General features: G+C 42.2%; 43 protein-coding genes and 1 pseudogene. 6 read left to right on the forward strand and 38 right to left on the reverse strand.

Annotated features, from left to right (window positions below; all coding sequences use genetic code 11):
- Positions 1 to 373: 373 nt before the first annotated feature.
- Complete coding sequence (locus DD649_RS10445) at positions 374 to 919, forward strand: gamma carbonic anhydrase family protein (RefSeq protein ID WP_294106968.1); 546 nt, start codon at positions 374 to 376, stop codon at positions 917 to 919.
- Here DD649_RS10445 and DD649_RS10450 read toward each other — a convergent pair.
- From DD649_RS10450 to dprA, 5 genes are read right to left on the reverse strand one after another with little or no spacing between them, the layout of a single operon-like run.
- A complete protein-coding gene (locus DD649_RS10450; protein ID WP_294106969.1) occupies positions 895 to 1155 on the reverse strand; it encodes a DUF1488 domain-containing protein in 261 nt (86 codons plus the stop codon). The two genes, DD649_RS10445 and DD649_RS10450, sit on opposite strands and share 25 nt — an antisense overlap.
- Positions 1152 to 1970 (reverse strand): shikimate dehydrogenase, encoded by an 819-nt coding sequence (aroE, locus tag DD649_RS10455; protein WP_336430553.1) that lies wholly within the window; start codon positions 1968 to 1970, stop codon positions 1152 to 1154. Before aroE ends, DD649_RS10450 begins: the two co-directional genes overlap by 4 nt.
- Before the next feature lie 6 nt (positions 1971 to 1976).
- The gene (gene tsaC, locus DD649_RS10460) at positions 1977 to 2546 is read right to left on the reverse strand and encodes an L-threonylcarbamoyladenylate synthase type 1 TsaC (protein WP_294106971.1); all 570 of its coding nucleotides are present in this window, start codon (positions 2544 to 2546) and stop codon (positions 1977 to 1979) included.
- Between the two features lie 12 nt (positions 2547 to 2558).
- The gene (locus tag DD649_RS10465; protein WP_294106972.1) at positions 2559 to 3098 is read right to left on the reverse strand and encodes a topoisomerase DNA-binding C4 zinc finger domain-containing protein; all 540 of its coding nucleotides are present in this window, start codon (positions 3096 to 3098) and stop codon (positions 2559 to 2561) included.
- A 13-nt stretch (positions 3099 to 3111) separates the two neighbouring features.
- On the reverse strand, positions 3112 to 4164 hold the full coding sequence (gene dprA, locus DD649_RS10470; protein WP_336430557.1) for a DNA-processing protein DprA: 1053 nt from the start codon (positions 4162 to 4164) through the stop codon (positions 3112 to 3114).
- 160 nt (positions 4165 to 4324) lie between these two features.
- Here dprA and def point away from each other — a divergent pair, with 160 nt between their 5' ends.
- From def to mscL, 5 genes are all read left to right on the forward strand, one after another.
- A complete protein-coding gene (gene def / locus DD649_RS10475; RefSeq protein WP_294106974.1) occupies positions 4325 to 4846 on the forward strand; it encodes a peptide deformylase in 522 nt (173 codons plus the stop codon).
- 22 nt (positions 4847 to 4868) lie between these two features.
- Positions 4869 to 5816 (forward strand): methionyl-tRNA formyltransferase, encoded by a 948-nt coding sequence (fmt, locus tag DD649_RS10480; RefSeq protein ID WP_294106975.1) that lies wholly within the window; start codon positions 4869 to 4871, stop codon positions 5814 to 5816.
- A gap of 72 nt (positions 5817 to 5888) precedes the next feature.
- Positions 5889 to 7175, forward strand: a complete 1287-nt coding sequence (rsmB, locus tag DD649_RS10485) for a 16S rRNA (cytosine(967)-C(5))-methyltransferase RsmB (RefSeq protein WP_294106976.1) — start codon at positions 5889 to 5891, stop codon at positions 7173 to 7175.
- Positions 7176 to 7208: 33 nt separating this feature from the next.
- A complete protein-coding gene (gene trkA, locus DD649_RS10490; RefSeq protein WP_294106977.1) occupies positions 7209 to 8585 on the forward strand; it encodes a Trk system potassium transporter TrkA in 1377 nt (458 codons plus the stop codon).
- A gap of 115 nt (positions 8586 to 8700) precedes the next feature.
- On the forward strand, positions 8701 to 9114 hold the full coding sequence (mscL, locus tag DD649_RS10495; RefSeq protein ID WP_294106978.1) for a large-conductance mechanosensitive channel protein MscL: 414 nt from the start codon (positions 8701 to 8703) through the stop codon (positions 9112 to 9114).
- On the opposite strand, the gene DD649_RS10500 is transcribed toward mscL, so the two are convergent.
- The 33 genes and pseudogenes from DD649_RS10500 to DD649_RS10660 form a co-directional block, all read right to left on the reverse strand.
- Entirely contained in the window at positions 9115 to 9315 is a 201-nt protein-coding gene (locus DD649_RS10500) for an alternative ribosome-rescue factor A (protein WP_294106979.1), read from the reverse strand.
- 35 nt (positions 9316 to 9350) lie between these two features.
- Positions 9351 to 9767, reverse strand: a complete 417-nt coding sequence (zntR, locus tag DD649_RS10505) for a Zn(2+)-responsive transcriptional regulator (protein WP_294106998.1) — start codon at positions 9765 to 9767, stop codon at positions 9351 to 9353.
- 135 nt (positions 9768 to 9902) lie between these two features.
- A complete protein-coding gene (gene rplQ, locus DD649_RS10510) occupies positions 9903 to 10289 on the reverse strand; it encodes a 50S ribosomal protein L17 (protein ID WP_294106980.1) in 387 nt (128 codons plus the stop codon).
- A 36-nt stretch (positions 10290 to 10325) separates the two neighbouring features.
- Positions 10326 to 11315, reverse strand: coding sequence for a DNA-directed RNA polymerase subunit alpha (gene rpoA, locus DD649_RS10515; RefSeq protein ID WP_004265491.1), 990 nt, complete (start codon positions 11313 to 11315; stop codon positions 10326 to 10328).
- Between the two features lie 25 nt (positions 11316 to 11340).
- Complete coding sequence (gene rpsD, locus DD649_RS10520; RefSeq protein WP_294106981.1) at positions 11341 to 11961, reverse strand: 30S ribosomal protein S4; 621 nt, start codon at positions 11959 to 11961, stop codon at positions 11341 to 11343.
- 34 nt (positions 11962 to 11995) lie between these two features.
- Positions 11996 to 12385, reverse strand: a complete 390-nt coding sequence (rpsK, locus tag DD649_RS10525) for a 30S ribosomal protein S11 (protein WP_004138423.1) — start codon at positions 12383 to 12385, stop codon at positions 11996 to 11998.
- Positions 12386 to 12401: 16 nt separating this feature from the next.
- Positions 12402 to 12758 carry a 30S ribosomal protein S13 gene (gene rpsM / locus DD649_RS10530; RefSeq protein WP_294106982.1) on the reverse strand — a complete coding sequence of 119 codons (357 nt, stop codon included), beginning with the start codon at positions 12756 to 12758 and terminating at the stop codon, positions 12402 to 12404.
- 145 nt (positions 12759 to 12903) lie between these two features.
- Positions 12904 to 13020 carry a 50S ribosomal protein L36 gene (gene rpmJ / locus DD649_RS10535; RefSeq protein ID WP_006816323.1) on the reverse strand — a complete coding sequence of 39 codons (117 nt, stop codon included), beginning with the start codon at positions 13018 to 13020 and terminating at the stop codon, positions 12904 to 12906.
- A 45-nt stretch (positions 13021 to 13065) separates the two neighbouring features.
- Positions 13066 to 14391, reverse strand: coding sequence for a preprotein translocase subunit SecY (gene secY, locus DD649_RS10540; RefSeq protein ID WP_004265481.1), 1326 nt, complete (start codon positions 14389 to 14391; stop codon positions 13066 to 13068).
- Positions 14392 to 14398: 7 nt separating this feature from the next.
- Positions 14399 to 14833 carry a 50S ribosomal protein L15 gene (gene rplO / locus DD649_RS10545; RefSeq protein ID WP_294106983.1) on the reverse strand — a complete coding sequence of 145 codons (435 nt, stop codon included), beginning with the start codon at positions 14831 to 14833 and terminating at the stop codon, positions 14399 to 14401.
- A 3-nt stretch (positions 14834 to 14836) separates the two neighbouring features.
- Positions 14837 to 15016 (reverse strand): 50S ribosomal protein L30, encoded by a 180-nt coding sequence (gene rpmD, locus DD649_RS10550; protein ID WP_008913894.1) that lies wholly within the window; start codon positions 15014 to 15016, stop codon positions 14837 to 14839.
- A gap of 6 nt (positions 15017 to 15022) precedes the next feature.
- On the reverse strand, positions 15023 to 15523 hold the full coding sequence (gene rpsE / locus DD649_RS10555; protein ID WP_068437224.1) for a 30S ribosomal protein S5: 501 nt from the start codon (positions 15521 to 15523) through the stop codon (positions 15023 to 15025).
- 14 nt (positions 15524 to 15537) lie between these two features.
- Positions 15538 to 15891 (reverse strand): 50S ribosomal protein L18, encoded by a 354-nt coding sequence (gene rplR / locus DD649_RS10560; protein WP_294106984.1) that lies wholly within the window; start codon positions 15889 to 15891, stop codon positions 15538 to 15540.
- A gap of 9 nt (positions 15892 to 15900) precedes the next feature.
- The gene (rplF, locus tag DD649_RS10565) at positions 15901 to 16434 is read right to left on the reverse strand and encodes a 50S ribosomal protein L6 (RefSeq protein WP_294106985.1); all 534 of its coding nucleotides are present in this window, start codon (positions 16432 to 16434) and stop codon (positions 15901 to 15903) included.
- 14 nt (positions 16435 to 16448) lie between these two features.
- Positions 16449 to 16841 (reverse strand): 30S ribosomal protein S8, encoded by a 393-nt coding sequence (gene rpsH, locus DD649_RS10570; protein ID WP_294106986.1) that lies wholly within the window; start codon positions 16839 to 16841, stop codon positions 16449 to 16451.
- 30 nt (positions 16842 to 16871) lie between these two features.
- Positions 16872 to 17177, reverse strand: coding sequence for a 30S ribosomal protein S14 (gene rpsN / locus DD649_RS10575; RefSeq protein ID WP_294106987.1), 306 nt, complete (start codon positions 17175 to 17177; stop codon positions 16872 to 16874).
- 12 nt (positions 17178 to 17189) lie between these two features.
- The gene (gene rplE, locus DD649_RS10580; protein WP_294106988.1) at positions 17190 to 17729 is read right to left on the reverse strand and encodes a 50S ribosomal protein L5; all 540 of its coding nucleotides are present in this window, start codon (positions 17727 to 17729) and stop codon (positions 17190 to 17192) included.
- A gap of 15 nt (positions 17730 to 17744) precedes the next feature.
- Complete coding sequence (gene rplX / locus DD649_RS10585) at positions 17745 to 18059, reverse strand: 50S ribosomal protein L24 (protein ID WP_294106989.1); 315 nt, start codon at positions 18057 to 18059, stop codon at positions 17745 to 17747.
- A 10-nt stretch (positions 18060 to 18069) separates the two neighbouring features.
- The gene (gene rplN / locus DD649_RS10590) at positions 18070 to 18441 is read right to left on the reverse strand and encodes a 50S ribosomal protein L14 (protein WP_068437198.1); all 372 of its coding nucleotides are present in this window, start codon (positions 18439 to 18441) and stop codon (positions 18070 to 18072) included.
- Positions 18442 to 18616: 175 nt separating this feature from the next.
- Complete coding sequence (gene rpsQ, locus DD649_RS10595; RefSeq protein ID WP_294106990.1) at positions 18617 to 18871, reverse strand: 30S ribosomal protein S17; 255 nt, start codon at positions 18869 to 18871, stop codon at positions 18617 to 18619.
- Positions 18871 to 19062 carry a 50S ribosomal protein L29 gene (rpmC, locus tag DD649_RS10600; protein WP_294106991.1) on the reverse strand — a complete coding sequence of 64 codons (192 nt, stop codon included), beginning with the start codon at positions 19060 to 19062 and terminating at the stop codon, positions 18871 to 18873. Before rpmC ends, rpsQ begins: the two co-directional genes overlap by 1 nt.
- Complete coding sequence (gene rplP / locus DD649_RS10605; RefSeq protein WP_004265436.1) at positions 19062 to 19472, reverse strand: 50S ribosomal protein L16; 411 nt, start codon at positions 19470 to 19472, stop codon at positions 19062 to 19064. The genes rpmC and rplP overlap by 1 nt, the downstream gene beginning before the upstream one ends.
- A gap of 12 nt (positions 19473 to 19484) precedes the next feature.
- Positions 19485 to 20186 carry a 30S ribosomal protein S3 gene (gene rpsC / locus DD649_RS10610; RefSeq protein ID WP_068437191.1) on the reverse strand — a complete coding sequence of 234 codons (702 nt, stop codon included), beginning with the start codon at positions 20184 to 20186 and terminating at the stop codon, positions 19485 to 19487.
- A gap of 17 nt (positions 20187 to 20203) precedes the next feature.
- Positions 20204 to 20536, reverse strand: coding sequence for a 50S ribosomal protein L22 (gene rplV / locus DD649_RS10615; RefSeq protein ID WP_336430578.1), 333 nt, complete (start codon positions 20534 to 20536; stop codon positions 20204 to 20206).
- A 15-nt stretch (positions 20537 to 20551) separates the two neighbouring features.
- The gene (rpsS, locus tag DD649_RS10620) at positions 20552 to 20830 is read right to left on the reverse strand and encodes a 30S ribosomal protein S19 (protein WP_004265426.1); all 279 of its coding nucleotides are present in this window, start codon (positions 20828 to 20830) and stop codon (positions 20552 to 20554) included.
- Positions 20831 to 20844: 14 nt separating this feature from the next.
- Positions 20845 to 21669: a 50S ribosomal protein L2 gene (rplB, locus tag DD649_RS10625; protein WP_006816333.1), complete on the reverse strand. Its 825-nt coding sequence runs from the start codon at positions 21667 to 21669 to the stop codon at positions 20845 to 20847.
- 19 nt (positions 21670 to 21688) lie between these two features.
- The gene (gene rplW, locus DD649_RS10630) at positions 21689 to 21991 is read right to left on the reverse strand and encodes a 50S ribosomal protein L23 (RefSeq protein WP_294106993.1); all 303 of its coding nucleotides are present in this window, start codon (positions 21989 to 21991) and stop codon (positions 21689 to 21691) included.
- Positions 21988 to 22593, reverse strand: coding sequence for a 50S ribosomal protein L4 (rplD, locus tag DD649_RS10635; RefSeq protein WP_336430581.1), 606 nt, complete (start codon positions 22591 to 22593; stop codon positions 21988 to 21990). Before rplD ends, rplW begins: the two co-directional genes overlap by 4 nt.
- A gap of 16 nt (positions 22594 to 22609) precedes the next feature.
- Positions 22610 to 23239, reverse strand: coding sequence for a 50S ribosomal protein L3 (gene rplC, locus DD649_RS10640; protein ID WP_294106995.1), 630 nt, complete (start codon positions 23237 to 23239; stop codon positions 22610 to 22612).
- A 31-nt stretch (positions 23240 to 23270) separates the two neighbouring features.
- Positions 23271 to 23582, reverse strand: a complete 312-nt coding sequence (gene rpsJ / locus DD649_RS10645; protein ID WP_001181005.1) for a 30S ribosomal protein S10 — start codon at positions 23580 to 23582, stop codon at positions 23271 to 23273.
- Between the two features lie 324 nt (positions 23583 to 23906).
- Positions 23907 to 24380, reverse strand: a complete 474-nt coding sequence (bfr, locus tag DD649_RS10650; protein WP_294106996.1) for a bacterioferritin — start codon at positions 24378 to 24380, stop codon at positions 23907 to 23909.
- A gap of 143 nt (positions 24381 to 24523) precedes the next feature.
- Complete coding sequence (bfd, locus tag DD649_RS10655) at positions 24524 to 24724, reverse strand: bacterioferritin-associated ferredoxin (RefSeq protein ID WP_294106997.1); 201 nt, start codon at positions 24722 to 24724, stop codon at positions 24524 to 24526.
- A 245-nt stretch (positions 24725 to 24969) separates the two neighbouring features.
- Positions 24970 to 25051 (reverse strand): annotated as a pseudogene (locus DD649_RS10660) (elongation factor Tu); the annotation flags it as partial.

Here is a 25051-nt window from a genome sequence, read left to right on the forward strand (position 1 = left end):
TGAATCAGGTCGTTGTTGCGAGGTGTGTATACTACGTTTTTCTTTTAGAAAGTCAAGTGGTTATTTTCAACTTTTTCTTTCTTCACACCTTAGTGTCACTCACTTTTTCAAGTTTGGCTTAGGGTTTTCTTTTTCTAACCCTGACCACCGAAGTGGTTTGCCGTGACAACGGATGCGAATTATAGGGAGCTCTTAAAATTACACAACCTTTTTTTTAAAAAATAATACTGTTTGCGGATAAAATCATCACTATGTGTTTTTTACTACCACAATGGTTATAAAAGAAGCTCAATTTTCTTTATACTTATAGTATTATTCTTTTCTTTCTAAGATATTAATCTTCATAGATTGATTTTCTTTTATGGTTACCAATATGAATAAATTACTAAGACCTTATTTAAATACTTATCCAACTATCACATCTACTGTGTTTATCGATCCGTCTTCCGTAATTATTGGGGATGTTCGCTTAGCAGATGACGTCAGTATCTGGCCTTTATCTGTATTACGCGGTGATGTTAACTATATTTCAATTGGTGCCCGTACAAATATACAAGATGGGTCTGTTTTACATGTCACTCACAAATCTTTAAATAACCCTGAAGGTAATCCATTAATTATTGGAGAAGATGTCACCATCGGTCATAAAGTCATGCTTCACGGTTGCACAATCGGAGATCGAGTATTGGTTGGTATGGGCTCTGTCATTATAGATGGTGCAATAATTGAAAATGATGTTGTCATCGGTGCAAATAGTTTAGTTACACAAGGAAAGAGATTGGAATCAGGCTACCTGTATATAGGTAGCCCTGCAAAAGCTGTTAGAAAACTCACAGACAAAGAACTCAATCATTTACGTTACTCAGCAAATAATTATGTTGAATGGAAAAACAACTATTTGTCCTCTGACAACATATAGACGTCATTTTCATCTTTGAGGCCTTGACCAATCAAAGCCTCAAACTCTTCTTCTAAATCCCAACGGTGACTTTGGAATAAAGCAAGTGCCGTTTCTTGCTTACCATAGCGACTATATAGAAACGACTCTGAAATAATACACTCCGATAGCATTCCGCTAATAAGTACAGGAAATCGCACTTTGCGTGCTAATGCATCCCATTCTTCTCTATCTGGAAATTGAATAGCCTGATTCATATCCTGAGCTCACGTTGTAATATCGATAAAACGGGTGCTATTTCGGGAAGAATGCCGTGCCATAGTTTAAATGCAAATGCAGCCTGCCCAACTAACATACCTAGCCCATCAGCCACTATTTTTGTTTTATGCTCACCTGCAAATGAAAGAAACGGTGTTAGCGTGTTTTGATAAAACATGTCATAACAAGCAACCTCTGAAGAAAAAATATCAGGGCTAATCTCTGGGATCTCTCCGTTCACACCTGAAGAGGTCGCATTAATAATAAGATCAAATTCAGCAGATGCGATCTGACAGATCTCCCGACCTTGAATATGACCAATTCCCGAAAATTGCTCAACTAATCGTTCAACTTTGGAAAAAGTTCTATTCGTCAATGTGATATGACAACCATATTCTAAAAGAGGCAGCAAAGCACCTCGGGTTGCACCACCAGCGCCAATAATTAAAATTTTACTATTTGAATGAATAAACTCGAGTCGTTGTAGATCTAACAACAACCCCATTCCATCGGTGTTATCGCCTAGCAAACGATGATCATCAAGCTTCATGATGGTGTTTACGGCGCCACAAATTTGAGCTCTATCTGTCAATTCTGAAACTAACTGGTATGCTCTTTCTTTAAATGGCAATGTAATATTTGCGCCTTTCCCACCCTGAGAGAAAAAATTTACGACATTCTGCTCAAAACTATCTATCGGTGATAAGATTTTTTGGTACTCGAGGGAAACGCCTATCTGCTCAGCAAACATTTGGTGTATCAATGGTGACTTACTGTGCTCAATTGGATTTCCAAAAACGGCAAACATTTCCATTTAATATTATCCTTTACGATATAATTGCCCAGTCTTAGCATCTTTAATTTCAGATGGATTCTGTCGACCACCCACTAATCCATCAAGGACCGGAATGCTACCGTGAAATTGTTCAATAACATCATTAGTTGTTCTACAAGGCTCTAAACCACTTAAATTTGCACTTGTCGAAACAATTGGTTTTCCATATCGTTTACATAGCGCTTTAACTAATTCATGATCCGTGACTCGAACAGCTAAGGTATCAAATTTTCCCGTTAACCATTTTGGTGTGGTTGTTTTTGCTGGTATCACCCAAGTAACAGGTCCCGGCCAACTACTATACATGACGTCCATTTGCGCATGGGTTAACTGGCTATCATCAACATAGTTTTTCAATTGCTCATAATTATCAGCAATAAGAATCAATCCTTTTTCCCATGGACGCTGTTTTAGTTCAAGTAGCTTATTAACCGCTTTCTCACTATCAGGGTCACATCCCAAGCCAAAAACCGCTTCGGTTGGATACGCAATAACTTCTTCTTGCTCAAGTGATGTAATAATACGTTCAATTGCAGGTGTAGATTTATTTTGCATAGTTTTAACTCATTATTTTTCTTGTGACTTACCACAACGTTTACTGGCACAACATAATTTTACGCCCTGTCCGCCCTTTTTTTCCATCAATAATGGATATTCACAAAACTCACACTTTCCAGTAACTGGCTTATTATTAATTATAAATTGGCAGCTAGGATAATTATCACAAGCATAAAATGTCTTTCCAAACCTAGACTTACGCTGTAGCAAATTGCCTTTTTGACATTGAGGACAAGGGATCTTAGTTTCATCCGGCTTATCAATTAATTCAGTATGCTCACAACTAGGATAATGACTACAACCAATAAACATACCAAATCGGCCTTGTTTTAAGACTAAATCATGTCCACACTCAGGGCAGTTCTGCCCCTCTAATACTTTAACAATATGGCTTTCAGTTGCTGAACGTAATGGTCGCAAGTAATGGCACCCTGGATAACCAGAACAAGCCAGAAAAGGTCCATGAGCACTATTACGAATAACAAGTAACGCGCCACAATCAGGACAATATTCATTTTTTTCTGTATCAAAAGGCAATTGCTTTGACATGATTTTCTCTTAACTAACTCAACCTTATGTACCCACCAGCAGTAGAGGTAATAATTCCATTTATTTCCATTTCAGTTAAAAGTGAAATTATTTGCGTTATTGGCATTTGCATCTGTTCTGCAATTACATCTACGGGTGTAGCTTGGTATCCCACCATACCTAAAATTTTATTTTCTGTCAGGTTAAACTCTGTAACGGGTATATCTTCTCCCACTAATTCTGATTGTAGCCAACTTAACTCACACTCTAAGTGCTGTATGATATCCTCTGGTTGAGCCAATAAGTAAGCGCCTTGTTGTAATAACCAATGATTACCACTAAATGCAGTGTTTCCTAGCGGCGCAGGTAATGTGAAAAGATCTCTATTTTGTTCAATCGCATAACGTGCAGTTATCAATGATCCACTTTTCATACCCGCCTCAATAACCACAATTGCTTTACTTAGACCACTAATAATTCGATTGCGTCGTGGAAATTGTTTTGGCAAAGGAGGGGTATCAGGTAAGTATTCAGAAACAAGTAATCCCTCTTGTTTGATTTGTTCAGCTAAAGATATATGTTGTTTCGGATAAATATTTCCAAGTCCACTACCTAATACAGCAATTGTATTACCGTGATTTGCAATTGCAGCTTTATGGCTCATTCCATCAATTCCTAAAGCAAGACCACTTGTAATCGTTAGCCCATAACTCACAAACTCTTTTACAAATATTTCTGTCCATTTTTGTCCATATTCACTCGCTTGACGACTTCCGATGATGGCAATTTGTGCTGTTGCCAATAATTCCTGTCTTCCTACTATAAAAAGCACAAGAGGAGGGTTATGGATTTGTTTTAATAAAAATGGATATTGAGGATTACTAAATGTAATCATCTGATTTTCTTTATTATCTAACCATTTGAGAACTAAGTTAATTCGATGCGTTGACATATTCAAAAATTGTAAGCTTTGCATTTCATTCAAACCACATTTTTGCAAAGTCGTACAACTCATTCTATTTAATTGTTTTAGCTTATTAATTATTTGTAATGCGTACTGGGGTAATACTTTATTTACCTGGGACATCCTTAGCCAAATTTCCTGCGCATTCATTTTGTCATCCTGACTTGTTTATTAGCATGTTCTTTGGTGAACAAATCATAACCAATACTGTCAATATGCTAGATAAATGTCTAGAATAGGCATTAATTCCCATTCACATTTTTGGAAGCCGTTCGAAAAATCTATGTCAGTATTAAACGTATTACATTATCCAGACGAACGCTTACGCACTATTGCAAAGCCAGTCGAAAAAATTGATGCCTCAATTCAACGTATAATCGATGATATGTTCGAGACTATGTATGAAGAGGAAGGTATAGGGCTTGCTGCAACTCAAGTTGACATCCACCAGCGAATTATCGTTATTGATGTCTCTGAATCACGCAATGAGCGCCTTGTACTTATTAATCCTGAGCTGCTCGATAAATCAGGAGAAACAGGTATAGAGGAAGGCTGCCTTTCAATACCAGAACAACATGGGTTCGTCCCAAGAGCTGAACAGGTAAAAGTTCGAGCCCTAGACTACAATGGTGACTCATTTGAACTGGAAGCTGATGGGCTGCTAGCTATTTGTATCCAACATGAAATGGATCATCTTGTTGGTAAGTTATTCGTTGATTATCTATCTCCGCTAAAACGCCAGCGTATCCGTCAAAAAGTTGAAAAACTAGATAGAATAAAAGCAAAAGAAGCCAAGAATAGCTAATTAAATAAACAGGGAAAATTCTGTGTCAGAACCATTAAAAATTATCTTTGCAGGTACTCCCGATTTTGCAGCCAAACATTTGGCTGCATTACTTGAAACTAACCATCAAATTGTTGGTGTTCTTACTCGTCATGATAAACCGGCAGGTAGAGGAAAAAAACTCACGCCAAGTCCTGTTAAGATGCTAGCAGAAGAACATAAAATTCCCATCTTTCAGCCTATAACGCTAAAAGATACGGAGAACCAGCAGTGGATTAAAGATAGAAATGCCGACTTAATGATTGTGGTTGCTTATGGCTTAATTTTACCACAAGCCGTTTTAGATATTCCTCGTCTTGGTTGCCTTAACGTCCACGGTTCCTTACTACCTCGTTGGCGAGGAGCTGCACCAATTCAACGCTCTATATGGGCTGGCGACAATGAAACGGGTGTGACTATTATGCAAATGGACGCAGGTCTTGATACCGGTGATATGTTATATAAAACAACTTGCGCTATTACCTCCGATGATACAAGTGCAACACTATATGACAAATTAGCCATAACAGGACCTAAAGCACTTATTCATACTGTAGAAATGCTATCATCTGGTCATTGTATTCCAGAAAAACAGGATAATTCATTAGCAAATTACGCTGAAAAATTATCCAAAGAAGAAGCACGTATCGATTGGCGGCAACCAGCAGAGCATATTGAACGTTGTATCCGAGCATTTAACCCTTGGCCGATGAGTTATTTTATCGTTCAAGAGCAACTAATCAAAGTTTGGCAAGCTGAAGTCATTACTGAAATACATAATAAGCAGCCTGGAACTATAATTAGCGCCGATAAAAAAGGAATTAGCATTGCCACTGGCAATGGAATTCTCAATATAACCCAGTTGCAACCTCCGGGAAAAAAAGCGATGAGCGCACAAGATTTATTAAATTCCCGTCGCGAATGGTTCACTCCTGAACAACAGATAGACTAATTTATCTACAAAATTGCCTGTAGATAAACTCAGGCAATTTTCATTCAGAAACTAAAAGACACACCTTCTCTTATGAAAAATACATATAATTTACGCAGTATTGCGGCGACTGCCATTAGCCAAGTACTTGATAATGGACAATCACTAAGTGCAGTGCTTCCCGAGCTACAACGAAATATAAATGATAAAGATAAATCTTTATTACAAGAGATTTGCTTCGGTGTCTTAAGATATCTACCTAAACTTGAATGGTTTATTAGCCAATTAATGGAAAAACCATTAACTGGGAAACAAAGAACCTTACATTACTTAATTATGGTTGGTATTTATCAACTACTTTATACCCGAATCCCAGCACATGCTGCATTAGCTGAAACTGTAGATGGAGCGGTTGCACTAAAGCGCCCTCAGTTAAAAGGACTTGTAAATGGTGTACTACGATCTTTTTTACGCCAACAAGTACAATTAGAAGAGCGCAATGAAAACAATAATAGCCAATATTTACATCCAAGTTGGTTATTAAAACGCTTACAAGATGCATATCCTAATGAATGGCAATCAATTGTAGATGCTAACAATCAGCGTCCACCTATGTGGTTAAGAGTCAACTCTCAATACCATAGCGCAAAGCAATACCTTGAATTACTAGAACAAGTTGATATTTCAGCACAACTACATCCTTCACGCCCTAGTGCTATCTGCTTAGATGAACCAACCCCTGTATCAAAATTACCTGGATTTGAAGATGGTTGGTCAACAGTTCAAGATGCTTCAGCTCAAGGCTGTGCAGAACTTCTTCAGCCAAAAAATAATGAAAATATTTTAGACCTCTGCGCTGCACCTGGAGGTAAAACAACTCACATTCTAGAATTAGCGCCCAAGGCCAATGTGCTTGCAGTCGATATTGACGAATTTCGTCTAAAACGAGTTAAAGAAAATCTAAAACGACTAAAACAGCATGCAACCGTAATTGAAGGCGATGGAACTAAACCGGAACAATGGGCTGATGGACAACTGTTTGACAGAATTTTACTTGATGCACCATGCTCAGCGACTGGTGTTATAAGACGTCATCCTGACATCAAATGGCTAAGACGTGATTCTGATATAAATGAACTTGCACAACTACAATCTAAGATTTTAGAATCAATTTGGCCATACCTTAAACCTAACGGAACACTTCTTTATGCAACATGTTCTGTGCTCCCTGAAGAAAATAGTCTACAAGTTCAAAATTTTCTCGCTAAACACTCAGACGCGAGCCTAAATGATGGAACTGAAGCCGGATTGCAAATACTGCCGAGCACCACTGGTGGTGATGGATTTTTTTATGCCCGCTTGGTAAAACAGGCACAGTAACAGGCGATAAATTCTCACATATAGGAATATGCAATGAAGATCATTATTCTAGGTGCCGGACAAGTTGGCGGTACACTCGCTGAAAATTTAGTTGATGAGAACAATGATATTACTGTCGTTGACACCGATGCGGATCGATTACGTCAACTTCAAGATCAATTTGATCTACGAGTTGTCAATGGCCATGGCTCTCATCCCAGAGTCCTTAGGGATGCAGGAGCAGAAGATGCTGATATGCTAGTTGCTGTCACTAACTCTGACGAAACGAATATGATTGCATGCCAAATTGCATATAGCCTCTTTAATACGCCTAATAAAATTGCCCGTATTAGAGCTACTGAATATATACGTGAAGCCGATAAATTATTTCTGCCTGAGCAAATTCCAATTGACTATTTAATTTCTCCTGAGCAATTAGTCATCGATTACATCTACAAGCTCATTCAGTACCCTGGCGCACTTCAAGTTGTTAACTTTGCAGAAGGCAAAGTCAGTATTGTTGCGGTCAAAGCCTACTATGGCGGCTCACTCGTTGGTAATGCTCTTTCTAGTTTACGCGAACACATGCCCCACATTGATACTCGTGTTGTCGCTATATTTCGCCAAGATAGACCGATACGTCCTCAAGGCTCGACAATTATTGAGGCAGGTGATGAAGTCTTTTTCGTCGCATCAACTCAACATATTCGAGCCGTTATGAGTGAACTTCAACGACTAGAAAAACCTTACAAGCGTTTAATGATAGTTGGTGGTGGTAATGTTGGTGCGGGATTAGCTAAACGACTCGAAAAAGATTATAGCGTCAAATTAGTCGAACGAAACCAACAAAGGGCAACTGAACTTGCCGAGTTGTTACATGACACAATTGTTTTTTATGGTGATGCATCTGATCAAGAATTATTAACTGAAGAACATATCGAGCAAATGGATGTGTTTATTGCCGTAACTAATGATGATGAAGCAAATATTATGTCAGCAATGCTAGCTAAAAAAATGGGCGCGAAAAAAGCAATGGTACTGATACAACGCTCCGCTTATGTTGAATTAGTTCAAGGTGGCGTAATTGATATTGCGGTATCACCTCAACAAGCAACAATTTCTGCCTTATTAAGTCATGTCAGAAAAGCAGATATAGTAAGTGTTTCGTCATTAAGAAGAGGTGTTGCTGAAGCAATAGAAGCTATTGCCCATGGTGATGAAAATACATCCAAGGTTGTTGGTAAAAAAATATCAGAAATAAAACTACCACCTGGCACTATTATTGGTGCAATAGTAAGAGAAGATGAAGTTATTATTGCGAGTGATTACCATATTATTGAGCAAGGGGATCACGTCATCATGTTTATTACAGATAAAAAATATGTACCCGATGTCGAAAAACTATTCCAACCTAGCCCTTTCTTTTTATAGTAATAAGAAAAAGTAATAAATATTTGCAGCATAATTATTTTAGATACTATAATTTGTTAATCACATACATACTTTGTAGCAATTGAGTTACTTATTCAGGTTAAGGGGTCATCAAATGAGTTTTTTAAAAGAGTTCCGTGAATTTGCCATGAAAGGCAATGTTGTGGATATGGCAGTCGGTATTATTATTGGTGCTGCATTCGGGAAAATAGTTTCATCATTAGTTGCTGATATCATTATGCCACCTCTAGGCTTGCTAATCGGTGGGGTTGATTTTAAACAATTCAGTATAATATTAAGAGAAGCACATGAAGGTTTACCTGCGGTAGTCCTTAATTATGGTGTTTTCTTACAAACAGTCTTTGATTTCGTTATTGTTGCTTTCGCAATATTTATGGCAATAAAAGTAATGAATAAAGTTCGCCGTGAAAAAGAAGAAGCAACACCAACTGAACCACCGGCACCAACTTCAGAAGAAGTATTATTATCAGAAATCCGTGATTTATTGAAAGAACAGAATAAGAAATAATTAAAAGGCCAGTGGTAATAAGTATATTAACTGATTACCACTGGCCTCCCAGTTAGCGTTTTTATTATTTACTCCTTTACGATTATAACTTCCTTTACCTTTTTTATTTTTTTCAACCCGTTGGCGAAATAATGGATCATGTAATAATGCCTCAATTGCATTATCTTTAATCTCACCGCGTTTATGCTGATATTTGCTCATAGCAGACCTTTTAACGTTAATTGATGATTTATAATTTAATAAATCTTTGATGCACCCTTCTCTAGAATCTCCATAATTGAACAATAGGTTGTGGCATGTTCATCACCACAACATACGGAACTCAACATTTTTAATGAGTCTCGCATAATAATAAGCTCTTGAATCTTTTTTTCAACCTCATGTAATCTGAGATCAACAATATGCTTTGATTGCTGACATGTATGATGCTCTGGATCGACTCTAATTGAAAGTAATTCCGTGATAGCCTCTAAAGTAAAACCCAGTTGCTTAGCATAACGAATAAAACGTAACCGTTGCAAATCCTGTTCCGTAAATAATCGGTAACCCCCTTCCGTTCTAACTTTATGCCCCATTAACCCCTGCTTTTCATAAAAACGAATAGTATCAGGAGTCACATCCGCAAGCTTAGCGATTTGGCCTATTTTATACATATTCATAATTTCTCACCAGTAGGTATGGATTTATAAAGAATATTTCAAGGGTAAAATGCAAATATGAAGGGTAAGAATAGCAGGTACAAAAAAACCGGGCAATAAATACCCGGTTTTCTTGAAAGCAATTACAAATTACTCTGCAACAACTTCTTGAGACTCTACAGCACGGTCAACAAGTTCGATGTAAGCCATCGGAGCATTGTCACCTGTACGGTGTCCACACTTAAGAATACGAGTGTAACCACCAGCACGAGCTGCGAAACGAGGTCCCAGTTCATTAAATAATTTTGCCACGATCTCGTTATCACGAGTACGGGCGAATGCCAGACGACGATTAGCAACGCTATCCGTCTTGGCAAGAGTAATCAGCGGCTCAACGACGCGACGCAGTTCTTTCGCTTTAGGCAGAGTCGTCTTGATTATCTCGTGACGAACTAAAGAACCTGCCATGTTACGGAACATAGCTTGGCGGTGGCTGCTGTTGCGGTTCAATTGACGACCACTCTTACGATGGCGCATGACCTTATCCTTCTCAGTAAAACCTTAACCTGTGACCTAATCGTCAGCGATACTAGCTGGCGGCCAATTTTCTAAGCGCATGCCCAGAGAAAGACCGCGAGATGCCAAGACGTCCTTAATTTCAGTAAGTGATTTCTTACCAAGGTTAGGCGTTTTAAGCAACTCAACTTCTGTACGCTGTACAAGATCACCGATGTAGTGGATAGCTTCTGCTTTAAGGCAGTTAGCAGAGCGGACAGTCAATTCCAGATCGTCAACTGGGCGCAGTAAGATAGGATCGAATTCTGGTTTCTCTTCTTTAACTTCTGGTTGACGTACATCACGTAAATCAACAAAAGCTTCAAGTTGTTCAGCCAGAATGGTCGCTGCACGGCGAATCGCCTCTTCAGGATCGATTGTACCGTTAGTTTCCATTTCAATAACTAACTTATCCAAGTCAGTACGTTGCTCAACACGAGCTGCTTCAACATTGTAGGCTATACGCTCTACAGGGCTGTAGCAAGCATCGACTAACAAACGACCAATTGGGCGCTCATCTTCTTCCGAATGAACTCGGGCAGAAGCCGGCACATAACCACGACCACGCTGAACTTTAATGCGCATATTAATAGACGCACTTTCGTCAGTAAGGTGGCAAATGATGTGCTGTGGCTTGACGATTTCGACATCACCATCATGGATGATGTCGGCGGCGGTTACAGGGCCAATGCCAGATTTATTCAAGGTTAAAATAACTTCATCTTTCCCCTGAACTTTAACCGCCAGCCCTTTCAGGTTGAGGAGAATCTCCAGGATATCTTCCTGTACACCTTCTTTAGTGCTGTACTCATGCAGTACACCATCAATCTCAACCTCTGTCACCGCACAACCCGGCATAGACGAAAGCAGAATACGGCGCAGTGCGTTACCAAGAGTATGGCCAAAGCCACGCTCTAAAGGCTCAAGGGTCACCTTAGCGTGCGTCGAACTCACTTGCTCGATATCTACCAGGCGCGGTTTTAGAAACTCTGTCACAGAACCCTGCATTGTGTCCTCTCTTTGGTGCTAAGCTTTACTTGGAGTAAAGCTCGACGATCAGGTGTTCGTTAATGTCCGCAGACAAGTCAGTACGTTCAGGAATACGTTTGAACACACCTTCCATTTTAGCAACATCAACTTCCAGCCAAGTTGGCTTCTCACGCTGTTCAGCCAGCTCTAAAGCAGCCTTAATGCGAGACTGATTTTTGGCTTTCTCACGAACGCTGATAACGTCATTCGGGGAAACCTGATAAGAAGCGATATTAACTACGCGACCATTTACCATGATAGCCTTGTGGCTAACCATTTGACGTGATTCTGCGCGAGTTGCGCCGAAACCCATACGATAAACTACGTTATCAAGACGGCCTTCAAGCAGAGTCAGCAGGTTTTCACCTGTGTTGCCTTTCAGACGCGTTGCTTCTTTATAATAGTTACGGAATTGACGCTCTAGAACACCGTATGTACGACGAACTTTTTGTTTTTCACGTAACTGAACACCATAGTCAGACAGACGCGGTTTACGCGCACCGTGCTGGCCTGGAGCTTGATCTAATTTACACTTGGTCTCTATCGCACGGACGCCAGACTTCAAAAAGAGGTCTGTTCCTTCGCGACGGCTCAGCTTGAGCTTGGGACCCAAATATCTAGCCATTTTCTTTCTCCAACAGTCCTAAAAACGGGGCGAATTAAACGCGACGTTTCTTCGGTGGACGACAACCGTTATGAGGGATAGGAGTCACATCAGTAATATTAGTGATGCGGAAACCAGCGGCGTTCAGAGCACGAATTGTTGATTCGCGGCCCGGACCCGGTCCCTTAACCATAACTTCCAGGTTCTTGATACCGTATTCTTTCACAGCTTCCGCACAACGCTCTGCTGCAACCTGAGCTGCGAACGGAGTTGATTTGCGAGAGCCACGGAAACCGGAACCACCGGCTGTTGCCCAACCTAATGCGTTACCTTGACGGTCTGTAATAGTAACGATTGTGTTGTTGAAAGAAGCATGGACATGTGCCACACCGTCTGAGACTTGCTTTCTTACACGCTTACGTGCACGAACTGGTGCCTTTGCCATTATTCAATACCCCGACTTATTTCTTGATCGGCTTACGCGGGCCCTTGCGGGTACGAGCGTTAGTCTTAGTACGCTGTCCGCGCACAGGAAGACCACGACGATGACGTAAACCACGATAACATCCAAGGTCCATAAGACGCTTGATGCTCAGGGTAATTTCACGACGTAGGTCACCTTCTACCACATATTTGGCAACTTCGTCACGCAGCTTGTCGATTTGTTCTTCAGACAGCTCACTGATCTTAACATGTTCAGCAATACCAGTAGATTCACAGATAGCCTGTGAACGAGTCTTGCCGATACCGAAAATCGATGTTAAAGCGATTACAGTATGTTTATGATCAGGAATGTTAATGCCTGCTATACGGGCCACTATGCACTCCTAAGTTAAAAATATACATTACTGTGCTGAAAAGCCCGTTTTCAGGATACTCAAACAATAATGTATCTTAGATAAAAAGATTGGCTGGCTAATTTAGCCAGCTCAACCCAACTTTGCAAGAAAAAAATGCTTTTTCTTAGCCTTGACGTTGTTTATGTCTAGGCTCAACACTACAAATTACACGAACGCTACCATGGCGACGGATAATTTTGCAATTACGGCATAATTTCTTGACGGAAGCACGAACTTTCATTTTTACTCTCCGTAACTTCTTAGCAAACCATAACACAGTAAGCGATTACTTACCTTTCAGATTTGCTTTCTTCAATGCAGACTCATACTGACTTGACATCATCAGAGTTTGCACTTGAGCCATAAAGTCCATGATAACAACAACCACGATTAACAGGGAAGTACCACCAAAATAGAAAGGTACTTTCATTGCGTCACGCATGAACTCCGGGATTAGGCAGATGAAGGTAATATAAAGAGCACCAACTAACGTTAGACGCGTCATTACCTTATCAATGTACTTGGCCGTTTGCTCTCCCGGACGAATTCCTGGTACAAATGCACCGGACTTCTTCAGGTTATCTGCCGTTTCTCTAGGGTTGAAAACCAACGCTGTATAGAAGAAACAGAAGAAGATGATCGCAGATGCATAAAGTAACACATACAACGGTTGTCCAGGCTGTAAGTACATAGAAATTGTAGTCAGCCAGTCCCAACCAGTCCCATCACCAAACCAAGAGGCTATTGTACCCGGGAATAGTATGATACTGGAAGCAAAAATTGCAGGAATTACACCCGCCATATTCACTTTCAGTGGTAAATGTGTACTTTGTGCAGCATAAACACGGCGACCTTGTTGACGTTTGGCATAATTAACGACAATACGACGTTGACCACGCTCCATAAAGACAACAAAAAAAGTAACCGCGAATACTAACACCGCAACCAACAGCAACAGGAGGAAGTGCAGATCGCCTTGCCGAGCTTGCTCGATGGTATGGCCAATAGCCGGCGGTAGACCCGCAACTATACCAGCAAAGATAATAATTGAAATACCGTTTCCGATACCTCTTTCAGTTATCTGCTCACCTAACCACATTAAAAACATAGTACCAGTGACCAAGCTAACAACTGCCGTGAAGTAGAACGGAAGACCTGGATCAATAACTAATCCTTGCATTCCTGGCATATTCGGTAGACCCATCGCAATACCAATTGATTGGAATATTGCTAATACCAGAGTACCCCAACGAGTATATTGGCTTATCTTCCGACGACCTGCTTCCCCTTCTTTCTTTATTTCTGCTAGTCGTGGATTAACCACAGACAATAATTGGATAATGATCGATGCCGAAATATACGGCATGATACCCAAAGCAAAAATAGAAGCTCGGCTGAGAGCACCACCAGAGAACATGTTAAACATTTCTATGATGGTGCCTTGTTGCTGTTCGAGCAATTTGGCAAGCACAGTGGCATCAATACCAGGGATTGGAATAAAAGAACCAATTCGGAAAACAATTAGCGCCCCTATTACAAACAAAAGTCTGCGTTTAAGTTCGCCAGCTCCACCTTTGGCACTTTGAAAATCTAATCCTGGTTGTTTAGCCATCTGTCACTTATTCCTCAATTTTACCGCCGGCAGCTTCGATTGCAGCGCGAGCACCTTTAGTAACACGAAGGCCACGTACAGTAACTGCACGATTCACTTCGCCAGACAGAATAACTTTCGCATATTCAATCTGGATGCCAACAACGTTCGCGGCTTTCAATGCGTTCAGATCAATAACATCGCCTTCAACAGCAACAAAGTCAGACAGACGAATTTCGGCTGTAATCATTGCTTTGCGTGAAGTGAAGCCGAATTTCGGCAAACGACGGTATAAAGGCATCTGGCCACCTTCAAAACCACGACGTACGCCACCACCAGAGCGTGAGCTCTGACCTTTGTGACCACGGCCGGCGGTTTTACCGAGACCAGAACCAATACCACGACCTACGCGTTTAGGCGCATGCTTGGCACCCTCAGCCGGAGACAGAGTATTTAAACGCATCTCTTACTCCTCAACTTTAACCATGTAGGAAACCAAGTTGACCATACCACGAACCGCAGGAGTATCCTCACGTTCTACTGTATGACCAATGCGGCGCAGACCTAGACCAGTCAGAGTTGCCTTATGCTTAGGCAAACGACCGATTGAACTGCGAACTTGTGTAATTTTAATAGTCTTAGCCATGGCCGATTACCCCAGAATTTCTTCGACGGATTTTCCACGCTTAGCTGCGACCATCTCTGGAGACTTCATGCTGTCTAAAGCATCCAGTGTTGCACGAACCACGTTGATTGGGTTTGTGGAACCATAGGTTTTAGCCAGGACGTTGCGAACTCCAGCTACGTCTAAAACTGCACGCATTGCACCGCCGGCAATAATACCGGTACCTTCGTGAGCAGGCTGCATAAACACACGAGAACCAGTGTGTGTACCTTTCACAGGGTGGAACAATGTGCCGTTGTTTAGAGCAACGGTTTTCATACTGCGACGGGCTTTTTCCATCGCTTTCTGGATTGCTGCCGGAACTTCGCGCGCTTTACCGTAACCAAAACCAACGCGACCGTTACCATCACCAACAACTGTTAGTGCGGTAAAACTGAAAATACGGCCACCTTTAACGGTTTTTGCTACGCGGTTTACCGCGATCAGCTTTTCCTGCAGTTCGCCAGCTTGTTTCTCGATGTGAGCCATCTTACACCTCTACCTTAGAACTGAAGGCCAGCTTCACGGGCAGCATCTGCCAGTGCCTGGACTCTACCATGATATTGGAAACCAGAACGGTCAAAAGCAACAACTTTGATGCCTTTTTCCAATGCACGCTCAGCAATTAATTTACCAACTGCTACTGCTGCATCTCTGTTTCCAGTGAATTTCAATTGCTCATTAATAGCTTTTTCTACTGTAGAAGCTGCTACTAATGTTTCAGAACCGTTAGGTGCAATAACCTGCGCATAAATATGGCGTGGGGTACGATGTACCACCAGGCGAGTCGCACCCAATTCTTGGATCTTGCGGCGTGCGCGGGTCGCACGACGGATACGAGCTGCTTTCTTATCCATAGTGTTACCTTACTTCTTCTTAGCCTCTTTGGTACGCACGATTTCATCGGCGTAACGAACACCCTTACCTTTATAAGGCTCAGGACGACGGTAAGCACGCAATTCTGCTGCAACTTGACCAATCACTTGCTTATCCGCACCTTTCAGTACGATTTCAGTTTGTGTTGGACATTCAGCAATAATGCCTGCTGGCAGTGCATGTTCAACCGGATGCGAGAAACCTAAAGACAAACTAACAAAGTTGCCTTTGATTGCTGCACGGTAACCTACACCGACCAATTGAAGCTTTTTAGTGAAGCCGTCAGTAACACCAACAACCATTGAGTTAAGCAGTGAGCGAGAAGTACCCGCCTGTGCCCAAGCATCATCAAAACCTTCGCGTGGACCGAAAGTTAGGTGGCCATCTTCATGTTTAACTTCAACTGCTTTATGGATAGTACGACTAAGCTCGCCGTTTTTACCTTTAATCGAAATTACCTGACCGTTGAGTGTTACCTCTACGCCGGCAGGAATGACGACAGGTGCTTTTGCCACACGAGACATTCTTTCCTCCCGAATTAAGCTACGTAGCAGAGAATCTCGCCACCAAGACCAGCTTGGCGAGCTGCACGATCAGTCATGACACCTTTAGAGGTAGAAATAACAGCGATACCTAAACCAGCCATAACTTGTGGTAGCTCATCTTTTTTCTTATAGATGCGCAGACTAGGTCGGCTTACTCGCTGAATGCTTTCTACAACAGCCTTACCTTGGAAATAACTTAAAGTAATTTCCAATTCTGGCTTGATGTCGCCTTCAATTTTAAAATCTTCAATATAGCCTTCTTCCTTCAGAACGTTGGCAATTGCCACTTTCAGCTTGGAGGAAGGCATGGTGACCGCAACTTTATTTGCGGCTTGACCGTTACGGATACGGGTCAGCATATCCGCGATGGGATCTTGCATGCTCATCTGTCTTTACTCCCGTGATTCAAAATGGAATTACCAACTTGCCTTTTTAAGGCCCGGTATCTCACCGCGCATAGCGGCTTCACGGACTTTAATACGGCTCAGACCAAATTTCCGCAGAAAACCATGCGGACGCCCAGTTTGACGGCAGCGATTACGCTGACGAGAAGGACTTGAATCACGTGGCAGTGTTTGCAGTTTGAGAACAGCATCCCAGCGATCTTCATCAGATGATTTAACATCAGAGATGATAGCTTTAAGTTCTACGCGTTTTGCGAAGAATTTCTCAGCTAATTTAGCACGTTTAACATCGCGCGCTTTCATAGACTTTTTAGCCATGAGTACCCTGCCTTACTTGCGGAACGGGAAGTTGAACGCTGCTAATAGTGCGCGACCTTCGTCATCTGATTTCGCGGAAGTGGTAATAGTAATATCTAAACCACGTACACGATCCACTTTATCATAATCGATTTCAGGGAAGATGATTTGTTCACGAACACCCATGCTGTAGTTACCATGTCCATCAAATGACTTAGCAGGCAAGCCGCGGAAGTCACGAATACGTGGTACAGCAATAGAAATCAGACGTTCAAGGAACTCCCACATGCGTTCGCCACGCAGAGTCACTTTACAGCCGATTGGATAGCCCTGACGGATTTTGAAGCCTGCAACAGATTTGCGTGCTTTGGTGATCAATGGTTTTTGACCTGAGATTGCTGTTAAATCAGCTGCTGCATTGTCCAGCAGTTTTTTATCAGCGATCGCTTCACCAACACCCATATTCAGGGTGATCTTCTCGACCCGAGGGACTTGCATGACAGAAGTGTAGTTAAACTCAGACATGAGTTTAGTAACTACTTCGTCTTTATAGTAATCATGCAGTTTCGCCATCGTATACTCCAAAAATTACTTGATAGTTTCACTGTTAGACTTGAAGAAACGGACTTTTTTGCCGTCTTCGAATCTAAAGCCTACACGGTCAGCCTTACCAGTTGCCGCGTTAAAGAGTGCAACGTTAGAAACTTGAATAGCCGCTTCTTTTTCAACGATGCCACCTGGTTGGTTCAGAGCCGGTACAGGCTTCTGATGCTTCTTAACCAGATTTATACCTTCAACGATAACTTTACCAGAAGAAATAACCTGTTTGATTTTACCGCGCTTACCTTTGTCTTTCCCAGTTAGCACGATAACTTCGTCATCACGACGGATTTTCGCTGCCATAATTCGCTCCTTAGAGTACTTCAGGTGCCAGAGAGATAATTTTCATAAACTTCTCGTTACGAAGTTCACGAGTTACCGGCCCAAAAATACGCGTACCGATTACCTGCCCGCTGTTGTTATTTAACAATACACAAGCATTACTATCGAAGCGAATGACAGAACCGTCAGGGCGACGTACACCCTTCTTGGTGCGCACCACTACAGCTTTCAGGACATCACCTTTTTTAACTTTACCGCGAGGAATTGCTTCCTTAACAGTAATTTTAATGACGTCACCTACATGAGCGTAGCGACGGTGCGAGCCACCTAGAACCTTGATACACATTACGCGACGTGCACCGGAGTTGTCGGCCACGTTCAGCATAGTCTGTTCTTGGATCATTTTAGTGCTCCGCTAAATGTCAACTACTACTGAGCCACCTCATTATTGAAGAGGCCGTTCAAATATACCCATACTACGAGGGCGCGGCATTATAACACCACATCTTCGTTATGGACAGGAAAAATAAACGGCTCGAACAAAAAGAGCCGTTTATTTGTAAGAAAAGGCTATTCTATTACTGAACAGCTTTTTCTATAACGCGAACTAAGGCCCAAGATTTAGTCTTAGACAGTGGACGAGTTTCGCGGATTTCAACCACGTCACCAATTCCACATTCATTGTTCTCGTCATGTACGTGCAATTTAGTCGTACGACGGATGAATTTACCATAAAGAGGGTGTTTCACCATACGCTCGATAGCAACAACCATAGATTTCTCCATTTTGTCACTAACAACACGACCTTGCAGAGTACGGATTTTATCGTTCATTACGCACCTGCCTTCTCTGTCAGTAAAGTCTTCACACGTGCGATATCGCGACGTACTTGTTTCATTAGATGAGACTGTTGCAACTGGCCACTTGCCGCTTGCATACGTAAGTTAAATTGCTCACGTAGTAAGTTTAGTAGTTCAGAGTTCAGCTCTTCTACGCTTTTTTCGCGCAGCTCTTGTGCTTTCATTACATCACCGTCTTAGTTACAAAGGTGGTTTTGATAGGCAGTTTCGCTGCTGCCAGAGAGAATGCTTCACGAGCCAGCTCTTCAGGCACACCGTCCATTTCATACAGGACTTTACCAGGCTGGATCAAGGCAACCCAATACTCTACGTTACCTTTACCTTTACCCATACGAACTTCGAGTGGCTTTTCAGTTATTGGCTTGTCTGGGAATACGCGAATCCAGATTTTACCTTGACGCTTAATAGCACGGGTCATAGCACGACGTGCCGCTTCGATCTGACGTGCAGTCAGACGACCACGGCCAACAGCTTTAAGACCGAAAGTGCCGAAGCTAACATCCGTTCCTTGCGCTAGACCACGGTTGCGGCCTTTGTGCACCTTACGGAATTTTGTACGCTTTGGTTGTAACATCAGCGACTCTCCTTACTTGCGGCCTTTACGCTGCTGCTTTTTAGGTTGAGCAGCTGGTTTCTCAGCTTGTTCAACAGCAGCCATACCACCCAGAATCTCACCTTTGAAGATCCAGACCTTAACGCCTAGAACACCATATGTAGTGTGCGCTTCTGAAGTGTTGTAATCGATATCAGCACGTAATGTGTGCAGTGGCACACGGCCTTCACGATACCACTCGGTACGAGCGATTTCAGCACCGCCAAGACGGCCACTGACTTCAACTTTAATACCTTTAGCGCCCAGACGCATAGCGTTCTGTACAGCACGCTTCATAGCACGACGGAACATAACGCGACGTTCCAACTGTGAAGTGATGCTATCAGCAACTAACTTAGCGTCTAGTTCTGGTTTACGAACTTCGGCGATATTAATTTGCGCAGGAACACCAGCGATATCCGCTACTTTCTTACGCAGTTTCTCAACGTCTTCACCTTTCTTACCGATAACAATACCTGGGCGAGCAGTGTGAATAGTCACACGGATGCTTTTAGCAGGACGCTCGATAACGATGCGTGAAATTGACGCTTTTGCCAATTCTTTATTCAAGTACTGGCGTACTTTAAAATCGCTGTCTAGGTTGTCAGCGAATTCATTAGTATTCGCATACCAAGTAGAGTTCCAAGGTTTGACAATACCCAGGCGAATACCATTAGGATGTACTTTCTGACCCATTGCTAATCTCCAGAGTCTCAGCGATCGGACACAACCACTGTAATGTGGCTGGTGCGCTTAAGAATACGATCTGCACGGCCTTTCGCACGCGGCATGATGCGTTTCATAGTTGGACCATCATCTACGAATATTTTCGCAACTTTCAGGTCATCAATGTCAGCGCCATCGTTTTGCTCTGCGTTAGCAATAGCAGATTCCAGTACTTTCTTCACTAAACCAGCAGCTTTCTTGTTGGTAAAGGTTAGAATTTCCAGAGCTTGCGACACTTTCTTACCGCGAATCAGGTCGGCGACTAAGCGAACCTTCTGGGCAGAAGAACGAGCGTGGCGATGCATAGCTAAAGTTTCCATCTCTTCCTCCTATCCTTAACGTTTCTTAGCTTTCTTATCTGCCGCATGGCCGCGATAAGTGCGAGTCGGTGCGAATTCACCCAGTTTATGACCAACCATTTCGTCGGTAACAAAAACTGGAACGTGCTGACGACCATTATGGACAGCGATGGTCAATCCGATCATATTAGGAAAGATCGTTGAACGACGGGACCAAGTCTTGAGAGGCTTCTTGTCTCCGCTTTCCACCGCTTTCTCTACCTTCTTCAGCAAGTGCAGGTCAATGAAAGGACCTTTCTTGAGAGAACGTGGCATGGCTTATCCTCTAATTATTTTTTAGAACGATGACGTACGATGAATTGATCAGTACGCTTGTTGCTACGAGTTTTCTTACCTTTGGTTTGAACGCCCCATGGTGTTACTGGGTGTTTACCAAAGTTACGACCTTCACCACCACCATGTGGGTGATCGACTGGGTTCATCGCCGTACCACGAACGGTAGGACGAATACCACGCCAGCGGCTAGCACCAGCTTTACCCAGAACACGTAACATATGCTCAGCGTTACCAACTTCACCTAAGGTTGCACGGCAATCTGCTAATACTTTACGCATTTCACCAGAACGTAGACGCAGGGTGACATAAGCACCATCACGAGCAACGATCTGAGCGTAAGTACCTGCTGAACGCGCTAATTGTCCACCTTTACCTGGTTTAAGTTCGATATTATGAACTGTAGAACCAACGGGGATATTACGCATCGGCAAAGCATTACCAGCTTTGATTGCTGAATCAACACCAGATTGAATCTGGTCACCAGCTTTCAGGCCTTTTGGTGCAAGAATATAACGACGTTCACCGTCTTTATATAGAACCAAGGCGATGTTCGCAGAACGGTTTGGATCATATTCCAAACGTTCAACAACTGCAGGAATACCATCTTTGTTGCGTTTAAAGTCAACTAAACGATAATGCTGCTTATGACCACCACCAATGTGACGAGTAGTGATACGGCCATTGTTGTTACGACCACCAGACTTGCTCATTTTTTCTAACAGTGGAGCATAAGGTTTTCCCTTATGCAGCTCTGGGTTTACCACTTTAACTACGTGGCGACGGCCCGGAGACGTAGGTTTACATTTAACAACTGCCATTGTTCTTTACTCCTCCGACTTACTCTGCGCCGCTAATGAAGTCCAAATTTTGGCCTTCTTTCAGCGTCACGTAAGCTTTTTTCCAGTCGCTACGACGACCAATACGCTGACCGTGGCGTTTACTTTTGCCTTTAACCAGCAGAGTATTAACACCTTCAACTTCGACTTCAAACAGTTTCTGCACAGCAGCTTTGATTTCTGCTTTAGTCGCGTCTTTCGCAACTTTGAGAACGATGGTATTATTTTTTTCCATCGCTGTAGAAGCTTTTTCAGATACGTGCGGCGCGCGCAGTACTTTTAGCAGACGTTCTTCACGGATCATGCCAGCATCTCCTCAACTTGCTTCACAGCATCAGCAGTCATAACCACTTTGTCGAAGGCGATTAGACTAACTGGGTCGATACCTGCTGCATCACGTACGTCAACCTTATACAGGTTGCGCGCTGCTAAGAACAGATTTTCATCTAATTCAGCAGTGATGATCAGTACATCTACCAGAGCCATATCTTTCAGTTTTTGTACCAGCAACTTAGTTTTAGGTGCTTCAACAGAAAACTGTTCAACAACGATCAGACGATCTTGACGTACCAATTCAGATAGGATGCTTTTTAAAGCACCACGGTACATCTTTTTATTAACTTTTTGACTGTGGTCCTGTGGTTTAGCTGCGAAGCTAACACCACCAGAGCGCCAAATTGGGCTCTTAACAGAACCTGCACGAGCACGGCCCGTACCTTTTTGACGCCATGGTTTTTTACCTGAACCAGAAACTTCAGCACGAGTTTTCTGAGCACGAGTACCTTGACGAGCACCAGCTGCATATGCAACAACTACTTGGTGAACAAGCGCTTCATTGAAATCACGCCCGAAGGTAGTTTCGGAAACAGTCAGCGCGCTTTGCGCGTCTTTCATTACCAATTCCATTCCTATCTCCTTGACGTTAAGCCTTAACAGCCGGTTTGACGATCAGGTTGCTACCAGTAGCTCCTGGGACCGCACCTTTGACCAGCAGTAGGTTGCGCTCAGCGTCAACACGTACTACATCTAAGCTTTGAACAGTTACACGCTCATTACCTAGTTGGCCTGCCATTTTCTTGCCTTTAAACACTTTGCCCGGAGTCTGGTTCTGACCGATAGAACCCGGAACACGGTGAGACAAGGAGTTACCATGCGTAGCATCCTGAGTACGGAAATTCCAGCGCTTAACTGTGCCGGCAAAACCTTTACCTTTAGATGTACCAGTAACGTCGACTTTTTTAACGTCAGCGAAAATTTCAACGCTAATGCTTTGACCTGCGTTAAATTCAGTACCTTCTTCAAGGCGGAATTCACGTAAGATGCGGCCAGCTTCAACGCCAGCTTTAGCGAAATGACCTGCTTCAGGCTTAGTTACACGGTTAGCTTTTTTGCTGCCCGTAGTGACCTGAATTGCATTATAACCGTCAGTTTCTTTAGTTTTAACTTGAGTAACGCGGTTATTTTCAATTTCGATAACAGTTACAGGGATAGAAACACCATCTTCAGTGAAGATGCGGGTCATTCCCACTTTTTTACCGACTAAACCAATCATTGTTTCAACCTCTCAATCTTTTGACACCTGATTAACCCAGGCTGATCTGCACGTCAACACCGGCAGCCAGATCCAGACGCATCAGAGCATCAACAGTCTTTTCGGTTGGCTCAACGATGTCAACCAGACGCTTGTGAGTGCGAATTTCGTACTGATCACGCGCATCTTTATTAACGTGCGGAGAGATCAGAACAGTAAAACGCTCTTTACGTGTCGGTAGCGGGATAGGACCACGAACTTGCGCACCAGTGCGCTTAGCAGTCTCTACGATTTCCGCAGTTGATTGATCGATTAAACGATGATCAAAAGCTTTCAAGCGGATACGGATTCTTTGGTTCTGCATGAGACCAGAGCTCCAACTATTTTATAAACGTAAATGATTACTCCTCGCACCCATTTCGATTGATGGGGGAGTGTAATCGTCTCAATGTAACCCCCATATCGGGAGTATTGTCTAAATGAGCAACATATCGCCGCTCAATACTGATTGTTCAGTCCTAAAATTTAGGGCTTACTCATCAGTAAGCCTGCGCATTATACGGAAACTATGGCGAAACGCAAGCAATCGAGGAAAATATGTGCTGCTTTTATACGATATAAACTGAATAAATGACAGAAAGGCCCAAGTGTAATAGCACCGGGCCTTTAAGATTAAATCAACATAAAGTTATGCGTCTTTTATCTGCGCTTGGATATAGTTCTGAATACCTACACGATTAATAAGTTCAACCTGAGTTTCTATCCAATCAATGTGATTTTCTTCATCTGCGAGTATTTCGATCATCAAATCACGGCTAACATAATCATGTATTGAGTCGGCATAGCTGATAGCTTCTTTAAGATTTAAAGCTCCATCTAACTCAAGCTTTAAATCTGAGGCAAGCATCTCTTCAACATCTTCTCCAATATTCAACTTACCAAGATCTTGTAAGTTTGGTAGCCCCTCAAGAAAAAGTATACGCTCAATATATTTATCAGCGTGTTTCATTTCATCAATTGACTCATGGTATTCCATTTCATTGAGACGTTCTAACCCCCAATTTTTAAACATACGTGCATGCAGAAAATATTGATTTATTGCGACTAGCTCATTGCCCAACAATTTGTTCAAGTGGACTATCATTTTTTTATCGCCTTTCATTTTTACCCTCCATCGCTTCCAGTTCTTTAAGTGTAGACCTGAAATCGATAGCTGCGTGATTTTTACACGCTGAATTTAAATTCAAAGTAATTAATTTTAAGCGGTGAATTGATTTAGCGGAGAATTAGCTGTATTTGAAATTACTATGCAACATCAACGGTACATAACACTTCTAAACGCAAAAGCTCTTCAGCAAGAATTTCTCGCGTTTGTTTTATGCATTTCCCACATTCGCGGCCCACAGGTAATATTTGGCGTAACCCCTTTAAGGAAGTGACTTGATACTTCCTTGTAGCATTTCTAATTTGTTTATCTGTAATGGCTTCGCAAAGGCATACGTACATAATAGCTTACCTGTATAAATCATATACGATAAGTTTAAATGAAAATGATTAGCATTTCAATTATCATTAATTATTGCTATTTGGCAAAACTAATGACATTAAGGCTTTTAGGATTGATTGTATGACTAGATTACAACATTGAAGTATTTGAATGAGGGAAATAATAATTAATATTTTGATATAAAAAAGGCATCATAAAAGATGCCTTTTTTCTGAGAAGATACCGCTAGGTAAGCTAACAGATATTATGCAATAACTTTTGCTACCACGCCCGCGCCAACGGTACGGCCGCCTTCACGGATTGCGAAACGCAGACCATCGTCCATC

It is taken from the genome of Providencia sp. (genome assembly GCF_003533305.1).
In the GTDB taxonomy this organism is placed as follows: domain Bacteria; phylum Pseudomonadota; class Gammaproteobacteria; order Enterobacterales; family Enterobacteriaceae; genus Providencia.